Below are 12,949 nucleotides of genomic sequence, written 5' to 3'. Positions count from 1 at the left end.
CCACCTCGTTGAGCGGCACGGGGTGCGTCCAGCGGCGGGCGGTGTCCGTGCCGGCGAGGACCAGCAGGCTCTCGTTGTTCCGCCGCATTCGGGTGGCGAGGNGGTCCAGCTTGAAGAGGTTGGAGAGCTGGTCGGGGTCCTGCTCGCGGTTCTCCAGGTCGTCGATCAGGCGGAGCTGGCGCTCGACCAGCCCCTGGCTGCGGCGGGAGAGGTTCACGAACATCGCGTTGACGTTGTTTCGCAGCGACGCCTGCTCGGAGGCCAGCCGGATCGCCTCACGGTGGACCTCGTCGAAGGCCCGGGCAACTTCACCGACCTCCTCGTCGGTGTTGATACCGACCGGTTCGATCGAGTCGTCGATGTCCTGGTCGGTGGAGTCACGCAGGCGGCGGACGGCCTCCGGCAGCCGGCGGTCGGCGATGTCGAGCGCCGCGGTCCGCAGCGCCAGCAGCGGCCGGACCAGCGACCGCGCCACGACGAGCGCGGACAGCAGGGCGGCGGCGAGGATGAGCACGATGAGCAGACCGGACAGCAGGGCCCGGTGCTGGATGTTGCCGCGCAGGGTGTCGACCCGGTCGTCCACGAGACCCAGGAGTTTGTCCGTGGCGTCGGTGCTGGTGTCGATGGTCTCCTGGGTCGCCCGGTTCCACTTCTCCGACTCGACGACGGTCAGGGGCTGGCCGATGGGCGCGTCCAGGACCTCCTCGACGTAATTCTGGGTGTTGCGGATGTCGCCATTGTTTTCGGTGTCGATTGTCGGGTTGTAGATGGCCTGCTGGGCTGGCCCGGCGACGTTTTCGAGGTCGTCGCGTTCCCGTGACCGCTGCGTCTCGGCCGACAGGAACTCGCGATAGTCACCTTCGGTGAAGACCTGGTTGCTGCCGCGTGGAAGCAGGCCGTAGACGAGGGCCTGCTGCTGCGCGAGGAGTTCCGTCCCCGACATGAGGAAGTAGGCCGTATTGACGCCGTCGTCGAGCTGCTGGTCGTCATTTCCCTGCGGGATGAGCTGGACCAGGTTGATCAGCGAGTCGATGATCGGCTGAAAGGCCGTCTGGACGGCTTTCGGGTCGACAACTCTTTGGATCGTCTGCCGCTTCGCGGGCAGCGAGTCCATCCGGGTCTGGACGTCGTCGAGGGCCCGCCGGACCTCGCCGCCGAAGGAACCGCGCCGTCCGTTGGCCACCGCCTTGTAGGCCTGGTAGGCATCGTTCACCGCCGCCTGGCGGGGCGGGACGGCGGCGTCGTCGCGGGAACCGACCGGGCCGCTCGCCACGAAGCCNGTGCTGTACGTCCGTTCCGTCTGCAGGGCATGGGCGAGCGTCGACGCGGACCGGCCGATCTCGGTGAGATCCGAGATCCGGTTGACGTCACGGGTGCTGGTCAACACCGTGCTGGCCTCGATGGAGGAGTAGACCAGGATCGCGATGACCGGCACGGCCAGAATCGCGATCAGCTTGGTGCGGACCCGCCAGTTGGTGGGGTTGCTGGCGGCGCGACGAAGGCGCACCAGACNGGACCCCGCGGGGTCCGGTGGCGCCGCTGGGCGATCGTCGCGCTGCCCGCCGTCTTCGGTGTCCACGGGCAAACCCGGCGCCGAGGTCGGCTCCGGATCTGCGNCGATGCCCGTGCTGCTGGCCATCGGTTGTCTGCGCACGTACCTTCGCAACCTCTCCGCCAGCCTCCCGGAACACGTCGTACCAGGATGGCTCGGTATCGGGCCCTGATGTCCCTTGCCAGGCACCATAGCGGTACGAAGTCGGCATCCGAAAGGCGCCTACCGTAAGCGCCTTGGTGGCCGCACGCCAGTTGTGGTCACGGCGCACGGAGTCACCGTCTGCGTAACCGTCGCGAAGCCCGACAACGTACGCCCATCGTGACGTAGCGGTTGTCCCGGTGAGTGGCACTGAAGGTGCAAAGCAGGCATCTGCGACATCCGCCGTTACGGGTCTTCGGGGGCGCCGCGATGCGCCGCCGGTTCCCGTGAACGGGCGCCGATGGGCGGCGGCCGGGCCCGGAAGGTCGCCCGAGTAGGCCTGGCCCACAGGTGCCGCAGGGTCCGTAGGCTTGCGGGGTGAGCGAGTTGCAGCGCAGCGATGCTGGTCACGATGTGAGACCGGGGGCCGTGGGCCCGGCGGGGGGCGCCCCGACGGCGCCGGTGGCCAGGCCCGGCACGCCCGCGGGCGCCNGTGCGCCGGGGCATCCCGGCTACGACACGGTGTTGGTGATCGATTTCGGCGCGCAGTACGCCCAACTGATCGCCCGACGGGTCCGGGAATGCCATGTGTACTCGGAGATCGTGCCGTGGGACATGCCCGTGGACGAGATCCTCGCCCGCAGACCGTCCGCACTGATCCTTTCCGGTGGGCCGAAGTCGGTGTACTCGCCGGGAGCGCCTCGGGTCGACCCTGCGTTGTTCGAGACCGGGCTGCCTATTCTCGGCATCTGCTACGGCCACCAGGTGATGGCCCAGGCGCTGGCCGGCTCGGTCGCCCGGACTGGAACGGCAGAGTACGGAGCGACTCGCCTGTCGGTGACCGGGCCGGGCGTCCTGTTCGACGGCCTGCCGGTCGCCCAGCAGGTGTGGATGTCGCACGGCGACTCCGTGACCGCGGCCCCGCCCGGCTTCCGGGTGACGGCGTCCACCCCGTCGACCCCCGTCGCCGCCTTCGAGGATCCGACCCGCCGCCTCTACGGCGTCCAGTTCCATCCGGAGGTGGTGCACAGCGAGCGCGGGCTCGACGTGCTGCGGCACTTCCTGCTGGTGGGTGCGGGCTGCCGGCCGACCTGGACCATGGTGAACATCGTCGACGAGGCGGTGGCGGCGGTGCGCNCCCAGGTCGGCTCGGGCCGGCTGATCTGCGGGCTGTCCGGCGGGGTGGACTCCGCGGTCGCCGCGGCGCTCGTGCACCGTGCTGTCGGTGATGCCCTGACCTGCGTTTTCGTTGACCATGGCCTGCTGCGGGCGGGTGAGGCCGAGCAGGTCGAGCGGGACTTCGTCGCCTCCACCGGCGTCGATCTCGTCCACGTGAAGGCGGCCGACCGGTTCGCCGCGGCGCTGGNGGGCGTGACCGACCCGGAGCACAAGCGGAAGATCATCGGACGGGAGTTCATCCGGGTCTTCGAGGAGTCGGCCCGCGAGCTGGAGGCCCGCGCCGAGGCCGAGGGTGCGACGATCGAGCACCTCGTGCAGGGGACGCTGTACCCCGACGTGATCGAGTCCGGTTCCCCGACCGCGGCGAAGATCAAGTCGCACCACAACGTCGGCGGCCTGCCGGAGGACCTGCGGTTCGGCCTGGTCGAGCCGTTGCGCACCCTGTTCAAGGACGAGGTGCGCCGCCTCGGTGAGGAGCTCGGCCTGCCCGAGGAGATCGTCTGGCGCCAGCCGTTCCCCGGCCCTGGACTCGCCGTCCGCATCATCGGTGAGGTCACCCCCGAGCGGCTCGACGTGGTCCGGGCGGCCGACGAGGTGGTCCGCGACGAGATCCGCCGGGCCGGGCTGGACCGGGAGATCTGGCAGGTCTTCGCGGTGCTGCTCGCGGACGTGCGGTCGGTCGGCGTGCAGGGCGACGAGCGCACGTACGGGCACCCGGTGGTGCTGCGCGCGGTCACCAGCGAGGACGCGATGACCGCCGACTGGGCGCGGCTGCCCTACGGGCTGCTCGAACGGATCTCCAACCGGATCGTCAACGAGGTGGGACAGGTCAACCGGGTCGTCTACGACATCACCTCGAAGCCCCCGGGCACCATCGAGTGGGAGTAGCCCGAACGCCCGTCGGCGGCAGGCGCCCGGCGGTCCTGACCGCCGCCGGGCGCCTGCCGGTTTGACGTCCGGGCAAGTCCGGAGCACGCTGAACCTGTGACCGTGCACGAGATGGCCATTACTTAGGCGCGCACCCGAGCTCCGGGTCCGCGCGCCAGCCCTTCCGCCCTCTCGGCGGGGGGCTTTTTTGTTGCCGCGGTCACGGCGAGGTGGCCGCACAGCCGCCGGGAGAGGCATCATGACCGCACCAGCCGCAGACGACGACCAACCGACGCCCGGGAGCGGGGACCCCGGGCCCGGCGAGGCCGACCCGGATGTCGAGGCCGACCCGGGCGTCGAGGCGGACCTGTGTGCCGAAGCGGATCAGCGTGTCGACGCGGATCTGCGTGTCGAAGCCATCGAGGCGGCGGCCGGGGTGCTCGACGGCGTGGCGCGGCGGACTCGGGTCGTGCCTGATCCCGGCCTGTCGGCCGCGCTCGGCACACCCGTGTGGTTCAAGTGCGAGCACGAGCAGCACACCGGCTCGTTCAAGCTGCGTGGCGCCTACCACCGGGTGGCGACCGCGGACCCGGCGGCGCGAGCCCGGGGAGTCGTCGCGGCCAGCGCCGGGAACCACGCCCAGGGGGTGGCGTTCGCGGCGGCCACCTTCGGCGTCCCGGCGACGATCTTCGTACCGGCGGGGGCGAACCCCGTCAAGGTCGCCCGGACCCGCCGGTGGGGCGCGCGGGTCGAGGAGGTGCCCGGAGGGGTGGAGGCCGCCCTCGCCGCGGCCGCCGACTTCGCCGCCCGCGGCGGGCGCCTGCTCGTGCATCCCTTCGACGATTTGGCCGTGGTGGCCGGGCAGGGCACGATCGGTCTCGAGCTGCTCGACCAGGTGCCGGACCTGGGGACCGTCCTGGTCGGTGTGGGCGGCGGCGGGCTCGTCAGCGGGGTCGCCGCGGCGCTGCGAGCGCGCCGGCCCGGCGTGCGCGTGATCGGGGTGCAGTCGGTGCTGGCCCCCGCCTTCGCCGCCTCGCTGCGAGCCGGTCGGCGGCTCACCGCGGTGGTGGGTGCCGATCTGCCGGGCGCCGCGGCGCGCGGCCGGGGCGTTCCCACCATCCCGGGCAGCCGGCTGTCCGGGCGGCCGGTGCTGCCCCGACCGGCGGCGCGGCCCCGCACGATCGCCGACGGCATGGCGGTGAGCGAACCGGGTGCGCTGACCTTCGCGCTGGCCACCAGGCTGGTCGACGAGGTGGTGACCGTGGACGAGGCCGCCTTCTGGGAGGCGATGGTGCTGCTGCGCCGCGCCGGTCTCGCGGTGGAGCCGGCCGGAGCCGCGCCGGTCGCCGCGCTGCTGCGCCACGGCCGCCTCGTGCAGGGGCCGACGGTGGCGATCCTGTCGGGGGGCAACATCGATCCCGGGGTGGCCAGCCGGGTCAAGTCGCTCGCGGCGGTCGCGACCGACGACGTCGGCGAACTGCGGACCACGGCCTGAGGCGGCCCGCCGGGCGGTGGGCGGCCGAGGTGACCATAAGGTGGCGACACGTGGGTCGGCGACGTCGCGGGCGCGTGGCGCTTCACGGCGGGCCGCTCCGCGGCAGGCCGCCGCCGGTCCGGCCGGGAGGCGGCGCCTCCCCGGCGAGCCCGGCTCCGACCAGTCCGGCGTCGAACGTACGATCGAGGTCTGATGAGCACTCTGTTCGGTGAGTCCCCCCGTGCCTTCGGCGAGTCGGCCGCGGGCGTCGGCGGTGGCGTGCCCTACGACCTGTTCGGCCCGGCGGTGCTCGCCCCGTCCGCGGGCGGCGACGCAGGCGGCGGGGCACCCAGGCTCGATGCCGAGGGCCTGCTCGACGGGCTCAATCCGCAGCAGCGTGCCGCCGTGGTGCACATCGGCGCGCCGCTGCTGGTCGTGGCGGGCGCGGGCTCGGGCAAGACCCGGTTGCTGGCCCATCGCATCGCCTACCTGCTGGCGGCCCGGGGCGTGCGGCCCGGGGAGATTCTGGCGATCACGTTCACGAACAAGGCCGCAGCCGAGATGCGGGAGCGGGTCGGCGCGCTGGTGGGCCCGCGGGCGCGGGCGATGTGGGTCAGCACGTTCCACTCGGCCTGCGTGCGCATCCTGCGGTCGGAGGCGAAGCGGCTCGGCTACGGGTCCTCCTTCTCCATCTACGACGCCGCGGACGCGCAGCGGCTGATCACGCTGGTCACCCGGGATCTCGACCTCGACCCGAAGCGGCACCCGGCGCGCGGGCTGGCCGCGCAGATCAGCAACCTGAAGAACGAGCTGATCGACTGGGAGGCCGCCCGGGACCGGGCGAGCAGTCACCAGGAGCGCACCCTCGCCGAGGTGTACGCCGCCTACCAGCAGCGGCTGGCCCAGGCCAACGCGCTCGACTTCGACGACCTGATCATGATGACGGTCAACCTGCTCCAGGCGTTCCCCGACGTCGCCGAGCACTACCGGCGCAGGTTCCGGCACGTGCTGGTGGACGAGTACCAGGACACCAACCACGCCCAGTACGTCCTCGTGCGGGAACTCGTCGGCCAGCCCGCGCACGCCGACGCCGACGCCGACGTGCCAGGGCCGGGGGCGGCGGCGGACGCGGCGGTGTCGACCGTCACGTGGGCGTCGGGCGCCGTGCCGCCCGCCGAGCTCTGCGTCGTCGGTGACGCCGACCAGTCGATCTACGCCTTCCGCGGGGCGAACATCCGCAACATCGTGGAGTTCGAGGAGGACTTCCCCGACGCCGCGGTGATCCTGCTGGAGCAGAACTACCGTTCCACCCAGACCATCCTGTCCGCCGCGAACGCGGTGATCGCGCGCAACAACCAGCGCAAGGCGAAGCGGCTGTGGTCCGACGCGGGCGACGGGGAGAAGATCGTCGGATTCGTCGCGGACAACGAGCACGACGAGGCCGCCTTCGTCGCCGAGGAGGTCGACCGGCTCACCGACGCGGGGCTGGCCCGGCCCGCGGACGTCGCGGTGTTCTACCGGACCAACGCGCAGAGCCGCGTCTTCGAGGAGATCTTCGTCCGGGTCGGGCTGCCCTACCGGGTCGTCGGCGGGGTGNGCTTCTACGAGCGCCGCGAGATCCGCGATCTGCTCGCCTACCTGCGGGTGCTGGCCAACCCGAACGACACGGTGAACCTGCGCCGCATCCTCAACGTGCCGCGGCGCGGCATCGGGGACCGGGCCGAGGCGGCGCTCGCCGGCTTCGCCGAAGTCGAGCGGATCGGGTTCGCCGCGGCGCTGGAGCGGGTCGGCGAGGTGCCGGGGATCGCCACCCGCTCGGCGAAGGCGGTGCGCGAGTTCGCGGCGTTGCTCGCCGAGCTGCGCGCGATCGAGGCGGACGGACCGGTCGCCGTCGTCGAGGCTGTCCTCGAACGCACCGGCTACCTGTCCGAGCTTCTTGCGGAGGACACGGTCGAGGCCCAGGGCCGGGTGGAGAACCTGCAGGAGCTGGTCGGCGTCGTCCAGGAGTTCACCGAGNGCAACCCGCAGGGCACTCTCGCCGAGTTCCTCGAACAGGTCTCACTGGTCGCCGACGCCGACCAGGTTCCCACCGATGACGGCTCCGACGGCGTCGTCACCCTCATGACCCTGCACAGCGCCAAGGGCCTGGAGTTCCCCGTCGTCTTCCTCACTGGCCTGGAGGACGGCGTCTTCCCGCATCTGCGGACCCTGGGCGACCCCACCCAGTTGGAAGAGGAGCGCCGCCTGGCCTACGTGGGAGTCACCCGGGCCCGCTCCCGGCTGTACCTGACCCGCTCGGTCGTCCGCAGTGCCTGGGGCCAGCCGGCGTACAACCCGCCGTCGAGGTTCCTCGGTGAGGTGCCCGACGCGCTGGTCGACTGGCGTCGTCTCGTCGAGGCGGCGCCGGAGCCGGCTGCGCGCCCCTGGGGCGGCTCCGGAGGGTCCGGGCCGGGCGGGTTCGGGTCGGGCGGGTTCGGGTCGGGCTCGGCGGGGCAGGGCGCCGGCCGGGCGGGCGGCGGGAGCGCGCCGGCCCGCAAGCCGCTGCCGAACTCACCGTTCGCCGGCCGCGGCCGTCCCTCGGCGCGGCCCGTGCTGGAGCTGCGCCAGGGCGACCGGGTGACCCACGACAGCTTCGGCCTCGGAGTCGTCGTCGCCACCGGTGGGGTGGGGGATTCGGCCGAGGCGACGATCGACTTCGGTGCGGACGCCGGGACCAAGCGCCTGCTGCTGCGCTACGCCCCGGTCGAGAAGCTCTGAGTCCCGCGCACGCAGCTCGGACCCCTGGTCGGGAAGCTCCGAGCCCTGGTCGAGCAGCTCTGACTGCTCCGGCGCCGTCGTCCCTGCCAGCCAGCCCGCAACCCGGCGCGTCACCGCCCCGTTGAACGCCAGCGAGTGATGACCGAGCCCGGGGACGGTGACGTTCACCGCGTCCAGGTCCGGATGGTCGATCGCGGCCTGGGCCGGGCGGACCACCGTGTCCCGCCCGGCGGCGACCGCGACGAACCGCGTCCGGCATCCCGGCGCCGGGCGGCCGAGCTCGACCAGCAGCGGCGAGCCCGGCCGTAACTGGGCGAGCAGGGGATACGGCAGCGCCCGGGGTACCAGCTCGGCCAGGCGGGTGCCGCCGTGCGGGGTGGCGAGGGNGATCAGAGTGTCGACCTGCCGGTCACCGCCCAGCCGCTGGACGTGGTAGCGGGCGACGAGGCCGCCCAGGGAGTGGGCGACGACATGCACGTGGCCGCCGTCGCCCGCCGCGGCCGTCACCGCGGCGGCGAGCACCCGGGCGCCGTCCTCGACGGTGGTGGTCCACAGAGGCAGCTCGACCGCCCGCACCCGGCGAAAGCCCCGGCGGCGTAGCTGATGGTGCAGGCGGGTGAAGATCGACCGGTTGTCGACCAGCCCGTGGACCAGCAGGATCGGCGTCCCGGCCGCGGCGGGCGCGCGCACCAGCAGGCCGCGCTGCAACGGCGGCAGACCGTCGAGAGAGTACGGTTCGTCGTCCCGCTCCGGCTGGCGGCGCAGCGCGCTCGCCGGATAGAGGGCCAGGTGGGCGGCGACCCAGGCGGTCTCGACGGCGAGTCCGCGGGCGTTGTCCCCGGTGGCGCGCAGCCCCGCGACGAGCGCGCGGCGGGTCGGTGCCTGTCGGGGTGCTGGTGGTAGCGGCTCGCCGATGGCCGATCACCTTCCTTCGTCGCGCCGTCGAGGCGTCACGCTGTTGCCGGGTGGACCCGTGCGTGTTCGCCCGACCTCGTCGGGATCGGATCGAGAAACGCAAAGAGATTACAGACTGTCACGTAGTTCTGTCGACCAGCGCTGCTGGCGGCGTTCCCGCCGCTGCGCCGGGTCCTGCCAGGAGACCTCGGCGAGCAGCCCCGCGGCCGCCTGCGCCACCTGGTCCGCGGTCGTCGCGGGCAGCAGGCAGTCGGCGAAACCGAGTCGGTACAGATCCGTGGGACGCAGCCCCGCCCGGTCCGCCGCCTGCTCGACCGGGATGCGCAGGGTCGTCGCGGCGCCCTCCGGGGAGAGCGCGGTGAAGTAACTTTCCGGAGTCATAATCACCATATCGGTGACCGCTGCGGCGAGGGCGCCGCCCGACCCGCCCTCGCCGAGCACCACCGACACGGTCGGGGAGGGGCAGGCCAGGACCGCCGCCATCGCATCCCCGATCGCCGCGGCGATCCCGGCGGTCTCGGCGTGCGCGCCGCCGGCCGCGCCCGGTGTGTCGACGAGCGTGACCAGCCCGACCCCGAGCTTGCCGGCCAGCCGGGCGGCCCGGGCAAGCAGCCGGTACCCCGCCGGGCCCGGCGCGCTGCCGCGTCGGGCCCCGACCGCGACGACCACCGCGCGCATCCCGCCACCGCCGTGCGGCGCGGCCCCTGCACCGGCACCGGCCCTGGCGCCGGCACCGGCACCGGCCCCCGCACCGGCACCGGCCCCTGCGCCGGCACCGGCGTCAAGCAGGGCACCCAGGCGGGCACCGACCAGCGGATCGGGCCCGACGAGATCGACCCCGTCGGGCAGCAGGGCGCGCAGCACCGTCGCACCGTCCGCCCGCTGCGCGGTCCGGGCGGCCATCACCTGCTCCCAGCCGGAACGGGCGGCCACCTTGTCGAAACCCGCCGGCAGATCGGTCCGGGCCGTGCGTACCGGCGGCCTCCCCGGTGCCGGCGGGCCCGGCGGCATCGGCGGCCTCGCCCGGGCCACCGGTTCGATCGGGCCCGGCGGGGTCAGCGCGCGCAACGCCCGGCGCAGCCAGTCCGCGACGCTGTCGGGTGCGGGCGCGGCGTCGACGAGGCCGGCGGCGAAGGCGGACGCCGCCGTGTGGCTGCCGGCGGGCGGCGGCGTCCCGGTCGTCGCCGCGACCACGCGGGGACCGGCGAAGCCGACCGTCGCCCCGGCGACGGCGCAGCGCAGGTCGCAGCGCGAGCCGATGGTGACCCAGACCCCACCGGTCGTCGGCTGGTCGGCGACGGCCACGTGGCCGACCCCGGCCGCGTCGAGGGCCGCGAGGGCGAGGGCGGCGCGGGGCAGTCCGACGAGTCCGGCGACACCCTCCTGCAACCGGGTACCGCCGCTGCGCAGGAACGACACCAGCGGCCGGCGGCTCGCGACCGCTGCGGCCGCCGCCTCGGCGAAGCCGGCGGCGTCCGCCTCGCCGAAGCTGCCGCCGTGGACGGCGAAGTCCCAGACCGCCGCGACCGCCGGCACTCCCGCGATCAGGCCGGCACCCCACCTAAGCGCCGGCCGTCCGTCGTAGTCCGGCCAGCCGAGACGGTTGACCGCGGGGGCGGCCGACGGCCTCAAGGTGATGCCGGCGAGCAGGTCCGTCCGCCAGTCGGCGGACGTCTGCCGCCCCGGTCGGCTGTCACTGTCCATGTCCGCATCTTGGGGCCGACAGCGGCCGTGTCGATGGCCCGGACGGCGGCGGTGTTGCAGGACACGCCGCACCGGGACGCTCACCGGCGGCACCCCGAGCGATGCTCGGATGTCTCCCGACGCCGGAAGGGAAGGGACATTTGTGACCTACCGTGCAGTCTGCTTCACGGCAGTCAGCGACATACCCTTTCGTTCACAGCCCCCTGAGTGGGTGGGTGCCCGCACCACACCCGCGAGATCAGTTCCCGCGAGATCAGTGGAGTGAGGAGAGGGATGCTCACACCGCTGCTGGAGGACGACCCCCGCCAGATCGGCCCGTACCGTCTGCAGAACCGCATCGGCGCCGGGGGGATGGGGACCGTCTATCTCGGCTTCACCCCGGAACAACATCCGGTCGCGGTGAAGGTGGCTGCCGAGGAGCTCGCCGAGGACGTCGAGTTCCGCAGCAGGTTCGAGCGCGAGGTGCACGCGGCGCTGCGGGTGCGGGGCAATGCGGTCGCCGCCGTGCTCGACGCCGACACCGAAGCCCCGGCGCCGTGGATGGTCACCGAGTACGTCGAGGGCATCAGCCTGGCCGAGGCGGTCCGGGCTCGGGGCCGGTTGGAGAACCATCTCGTCCGCGGCCTCGCGGTCGGGCTGGCCGACGCGCTGGTCGCCATCCATGCCGCGGGCGTCGTGCACCGCGATCTGAAGCCGTCGAACATCCTGCTGGCGTGGGACGGGCCGAAAGTGATCGATTTCGGTGTCGCCCACATCAGCGACAGCAGCACGCTGACCCGCACCGGGCACGTGATCGGGACTCTGGCCTGGATGTCACCCGAGCAGATGCGCGGGGACGCGTCGGACTCGTCGGCGGACATCTTCGCGTGGGCGAGCTGCGTGACGTACGCCGCGACCGGCCGCCACCCCTTCCACGCCGAGACGCCGGACAAGCTCGCCCTGCGCGTACAGCGGGACACGCCGGACCTCGACGCCCTGCCCGCCTACCTGCTCACGTCGGTCGCCGGGNCCCTGTCCAAGATCCCCCGACAGCGGCCGACCGCCTCCGCCCTGCTCGCCTCACTGGTCGGCCGGGAGGTCCAGGGGGTGACCGAGGCCGACGCCGTCGCGGGTGACTTCCTCGAACGGACCTGGACCGGCACGGCCCGGGCAGCGAGCGACGGTCTCACCGTCCTGCCCGCCGGCGAGTGGTCCGGCGCGGACCGCGCGCGGGCCGCCGACGGCCCCGAGGGGGACGGGCGGTCCGACCCCGCCCCGTCGGGTGGCGGGCGGCCGTCCGCCGCGGGTGGCTGGTCGCCCTCCGTCCAGGGGCCGCCGCCCGCCTCCGGCCCCTGGCCGGTCGGCCCGCCGCCCCCCGCGTCCGCGTTCCGGCCCGCCGTCTCGCCGCCGCCGACGATCCCGCCGCCACCGCCGCTGCCGGCCTCCCGCCTGACCCCGTTGCCGCCCGCGCCGCTACCGCCGTCCGCGCCGCCGCCGTCCACGCCGCCGGCCCCGAGGCCTTCGGCCGCCAGGGTTCCCCCCGGGGCCTCCCCGCCCGCCGGATCCCAACCGGTCGTCTCGCCCTGGACCTACGACATGGACGAACCCGATTCGCGGGCGCCCGTCCGGCCCCGGCGCGAACCTCCGCCTGACCCGCACGCCGCGGGCGAGACCCGCCCGCGATCCCGGACGGACCAGGCGGAGGACACCATCCGGCCGCCGGACCCGACCCCGCCGGCGCGGCCGCCGGATCCGTCGGAGTTCCAGGTGTGGATCAGGCCCGCGAGTGCGGCGTCGTCGTCGGCCCCCTCGTCGTCGGCCCCCTCGTCGTCGGCCCCGCCGTTGTCGGCCCCGCCGTTGTCGCGCCGGGTCTCGTCGAGCCCGTCGTCGAGTCGGGCGCCGACTCGCCCGACACCTGCGCCGCTGCCTGCCTCACCGCCGCGCCGGTCGGCCGCGGCGGCGCCGGGCGGGATCGCCGCGGCGTCGGGTGGCCGCGGGCACCGTATTCCCGTGGCGGTGGGTGGTGGGGGCGGGGAGGGCTCGGACGCTCGCCGGTTTCCGCCCACCACCCCGGTGGAGCACGGGCTCAACGGTCGGGCGTTGCTGTCGGTTGTCCTGGCCCTGGGTTGGCTGTTCGGGGTGGGCAGCGTCGCCGCGATCGTGGTCGGCTCGATGGCCCAGGCCCAGATCCGTCGGCACAACCAGCGGGGGCGACGGCTCGCCGCCGTCGGGATCGCGCTGGGTTGGACCGGAATCGGGCTGACGGTCGTCAGTCTGCTGATCGTCCTCGCGCTGCGGTGAATTNCGCGCCGATCCGGCCGGAGCGGCCAGAAGGTCGACCACGATCGGTGTTGTTCCCGTGTGATTTCTGACATATATCC

At 73.6% G+C, this 12,949-nt stretch carries 7 protein-coding genes and 6 pseudogenes; 9 read left to right on the top strand and 4 right to left on the bottom strand.

Going from position 1 to position 12,949, the window contains the following annotated elements:
* Positions 1-102: 102 nt before the first annotated feature.
* Positions 103-1,279, bottom strand: a pseudogene (locus UK94_RS47775) (nitrate- and nitrite sensing domain-containing protein); the annotation flags it as partial.
* Between the two features lies 1 nt (position 1,280).
* On the bottom strand, positions 1,281-1,387 hold a 107-nt coding region (locus tag UK94_RS73480), incomplete at its 3' end, for a hypothetical protein (protein ID WP_268761304.1).
* Positions 1,388-2,186: 799 nt separating this feature from the next.
* On the opposite strand from UK94_RS73480, the pseudogene guaA (UK94_RS47770) reads away from it, so the two are divergent.
* The 7 genes and pseudogenes from guaA (UK94_RS47770) to UK94_RS47745 form a co-directional block, all read left to right on the top strand.
* A pseudogene (gene guaA, locus UK94_RS47770) lies at positions 2,187-2,830 on the top strand (glutamine-hydrolyzing GMP synthase); the annotation flags it as partial.
* Position 2,831: 1 nt separating this feature from the next.
* Positions 2,832-3,059: pseudogene (locus tag UK94_RS47765) on the top strand (GMP synthase (glutamine-hydrolyzing)); the annotation flags it as partial.
* A 1-nt stretch (position 3,060) separates the two neighbouring features.
* Positions 3,061-3,760, top strand: a 700-nt coding sequence (guaA, locus tag UK94_RS47760; protein WP_235487437.1) for a glutamine-hydrolyzing GMP synthase, incomplete at its 5' end; no start/stop codon positions are given.
* A 238-nt stretch (positions 3,761-3,998) separates the two neighbouring features.
* Entirely contained in the window at positions 3,999-5,234 is a 1,236-nt protein-coding gene (locus UK94_RS11070; protein ID WP_063845199.1) for a threonine/serine dehydratase, read from the top strand.
* Between the two features lie 192 nt (positions 5,235-5,426).
* Positions 5,427-6,809 (top strand): annotated as a pseudogene (locus tag UK94_RS47755) (UvrD-helicase domain-containing protein); the annotation flags it as partial.
* Position 6,810: 1 nt separating this feature from the next.
* Positions 6,811-7,229: pseudogene (locus UK94_RS47750) on the top strand (3'-5' exonuclease); the annotation flags it as partial.
* Between the two features lies 1 nt (position 7,230).
* The coding region (locus UK94_RS47745; protein ID WP_235487435.1) for a 3'-5' exonuclease at positions 7,231-7,970 on the top strand (740 nt) is incomplete at its 5' end.
* Between the two features lie 387 nt (positions 7,971-8,357).
* Here UK94_RS47745 and UK94_RS47735 read toward each other — a convergent pair.
* Together UK94_RS47735 and UK94_RS11055 are read right to left on the bottom strand one after the other, a co-directional pair.
* Positions 8,358-8,735: alpha/beta fold hydrolase (locus tag UK94_RS47735; RefSeq protein ID WP_235487493.1), on the bottom strand; the 378-nt coding region annotated here is incomplete at its 3' end.
* Between the two features lie 258 nt (positions 8,736-8,993).
* On the bottom strand, positions 8,994-10,589 hold the full coding sequence (locus UK94_RS11055; protein ID WP_055749732.1) for a carboxyl transferase domain-containing protein: 1,596 nt from the start codon (positions 10,587-10,589) through the stop codon (positions 8,994-8,996).
* A 273-nt stretch (positions 10,590-10,862) separates the two neighbouring features.
* Between UK94_RS11055 and UK94_RS47730 the strand changes: the two are divergent.
* Together UK94_RS47730 and UK94_RS76000 are read left to right on the top strand one after the other, a co-directional pair.
* A pseudogene (locus UK94_RS47730) lies at positions 10,863-11,597 on the top strand (serine/threonine-protein kinase); the annotation flags it as partial.
* 567 nt (positions 11,598-12,164) lie between these two features.
* On the top strand, positions 12,165-12,869 hold the full coding sequence (locus tag UK94_RS76000; RefSeq protein ID WP_313949482.1) for a DUF4190 domain-containing protein: 705 nt from the start codon (positions 12,165-12,167) through the stop codon (positions 12,867-12,869).
* The last annotated feature ends 80 nt before the right edge of the window (positions 12,870-12,949 follow it).

Source organism: Frankia sp. AvcI1 (assembly GCF_001420875.1).
GTDB classification, from domain to species: Bacteria; Actinomycetota; Actinomycetes; order Frankiales; family Frankiaceae; genus Frankia; species Frankia alni.
Note: the sequence above shows the minus strand (reverse complement) of the source record. Positions and strands in the feature narration are given on the sequence as shown.

Excerpts from the sequence above, each read along its gene's own strand:
- UK94_RS11070 (WP_063845199.1), top strand. The coding sequence starts at position 3,999 with ATGACCGCACCAGCCGCAGACGACGACCAACCGACGCCCGGGAGCGGG.
- UK94_RS11055 (WP_055749732.1), bottom strand. The coding sequence starts at position 10,589 with ATGGACAGTGACAGCCGACCGGGGCGGCAGACGTCCGCCGACTGGCGG.
- UK94_RS76000 (WP_313949482.1), top strand. The coding sequence starts at position 12,165 with ATGGACGAACCCGATTCGCGGGCGCCCGTCCGGCCCCGGCGCGAACCT.